Genomic DNA, 2,016 nt, shown 5'->3' with positions numbered 1-2,016 from the left:
AGCATCGGCAGGATCGGGGTGATGCCGATGCCGCCCGCGACGAACCGGTAGCGGGGGGAGGGCTCCAGGCGGAAGTGGTTGCGCGGCCCGCGCACCCGCACCTTGTCGCCCTCGCCCACCTGCTCGTGCACATGGACGGATCCGCCCCGCCCGGCCAGCTCGCGCAGCACCGCGATCCGCCAGGCGGTGCGGTCCGCCGGATCGCCGCAGAGCGAGTACTGCCGCTCCAGGTCCGGACCGAGGACGAGGTCGACATGGGCACCCGGCTCCCAGGCCGGCAGCCGCTCGCCGAGCGGGTGGCGCAGGGTGAGGGCGAGCACGCCGTCGGCCACCGGCTCCCGGCGGCCGACGACGAGTTCGGCTTCGTACACGCTCATGAGGTGCTTCCCCGCGGCCGGTGTCCTTCGGGGTGGCCGAGCATCCACTCCCACATCTCGACCGGGTCCTGGGCGGTGTGCTCGGCGCCGCAGTGACAGGTGCCGAGCAGCAGGTCGGTGCCCGGCAGCCAGTCGACACGGTAGACCTCGCCGGTGGGTGCGCTCACCGGACCTTCTCCAAGGGCTTGTTGCCCTCCTCGACCAGCCGGGCGAGGATGCGACGGGCGGCCAGTCCGCCGGTGTCGATGTTGATGCTCAGCTCCTGGTAACCGGCGGGCTCGGTGCGCAGCGCCTTCTGCAGCAGATTGAGCGCGTCGACGTCCTGCATGACAACTGTGTGGTTGAAGTCCCTTAGGAACGTGGTGACTTCGTCGTCGTCCTGCGCGAAGTCCCGGGAGACCGCCCAGAAGTCGTACACCTTGCCGTCGCTCGACGGGGTGATCGCGTAGGTGATCTCGACGTGGAAGGCGTCCGGGTCGCTGCCGTCCGGCTCGGGCAGCACACCGACCGGGGCGATACGGCTGTGCAGCAGGTACAGGCAGGGGGCGTGGTACTCGATGTCCTGCCACCGGGTGATCCGGCCCTCGATGCCGGTGGAACGGGCGTAGAACGGCGGGCACTCGGCGTTGTCCATGTGCCGGCTGACCCGGACGATCCCCGCACCCTCGTCGACCTCGGTGCTGATCGGCGTCTCGGCGACCTCCGGGGTGCCGATGTAGCCGCCGTGCAGGTACGTCTCGTGGGAGAGGTCGAGGAGGTTGTCGACGAGGAGCCCGTAGTCTGCGTCGATCGGCTCCATGCCGCGCACGGTGACCCAGTCCGGGGAGCCGAGGTGCCGCGCCCGCGGAATCGCCCGCGGGTCGGCGAGCGCCGGGTCACCGATCCACACCCACACCAGCGAGTCCTGCTCGACGACCGGGTAGGAGGCGACGCGCGCGGTGCGCGGGATCCGCTTCTGCCCCGGCACGTACACGCAACGGCCGGTCGTGTCGTACGTGAACCCGTGGTACCCGCACACGATCCGGTCCCCGTCCAGCCGGCTCTCGGACAACGGGAAGCGGCGGTGCACACAGCGGTCGTGCAGCGCGACCGGCGTCCCCTCCTCCTCGGTGCGGTAGAGGACGAGCGGCTCCCCGAGGACCGTCCGGCCGAGCAACTGCTCGCGCCCGACCTCGTGGCCGTAGGCGGCGACGTACCACTGATTCCTGGCGAAGGCGGTCATGTGGGGCATGGTTGCGGCTCCCGTCACTCTGCGGTGTCGATGCCGGCGCCGGCGGTCTTGCCGACAGTCATGCCCCGTATGTTCGCCGCCGACTCCCGGTGTCGGTCCCTGCTGTGTTGGGGGTGCGGGGTCAGTAGGCGGAGTGGACGTTGTCGATGGAGCCGTAGCGGTGGGCGGCGTAGTTGGCGGCGGCGGTGATGTTGGCGACGGGGTCGGTGACGCTGTGGGGGGTGCCGGCGACGTGGTAGGCCTTGAAGGTGGGGTCGATGACCTGGAGGAGGCCCTTGGAGGGGGTGCCCTTCTTGGCGTTGGTGTCCCAGTTGTTCTGGGCGTGGGGGTTGCCGCCGGACTCGCGCAGGATGTTGCGCTTGAGGCCGTCGTAGCTGCCGGGGATGCCCTTGGCCTTCATGATCTTCA

The 2,016-nt window shown here is 70.2% G+C and carries 4 protein-coding genes; all 4 read right to left on the bottom strand.

Annotated features, from left to right (window positions below):
• The coding region (locus tag RH94_RS43425) for a ferredoxin reductase (RefSeq protein ID WP_234425782.1) at nt 1-377 on the bottom strand (377 nt) is incomplete at its 3' end.
• Nucleotides 374-544 (bottom strand): hypothetical protein, encoded by a 171-nt coding sequence (locus RH94_RS41380; protein ID WP_199880960.1) that lies wholly within the window; start codon nt 542-544, stop codon nt 374-376. The genes RH94_RS41380 and RH94_RS43425, both read right to left, overlap by 4 nt.
• Entirely contained in the window at nt 541-1,608 is a 1,068-nt protein-coding gene (locus tag RH94_RS14950) for an aromatic ring-hydroxylating dioxygenase subunit alpha (RefSeq protein ID WP_073948091.1), read from the bottom strand. Before RH94_RS14950 ends, RH94_RS41380 begins: the two co-directional genes overlap by 4 nt.
• A gap of 121 nt (nt 1,609-1,729) precedes the next feature.
• Nucleotides 1,730-2,016 (bottom strand): transglycosylase SLT domain-containing protein (locus RH94_RS14945; RefSeq protein WP_158073051.1); only part of this gene is annotated, 287 nt, incomplete at its 5' end.

It is taken from the genome of Streptomyces kebangsaanensis (genome assembly GCF_001906585.1).
Lineage (GTDB): Bacteria > Actinomycetota > Actinomycetes > Streptomycetales > Streptomycetaceae > Streptomyces > Streptomyces kebangsaanensis.
This window is presented reverse-complemented; position numbering and strand designations above follow the sequence as displayed.

Bases quoted from the DNA above. Each gene is read 5' to 3' on its own strand.
- RH94_RS14950 (WP_073948091.1), bottom strand. From the start codon at position 1,608: ATGCCCCACATGACCGCCTTCGCCAGGAATCAGTGGTACGTCGCCGCC.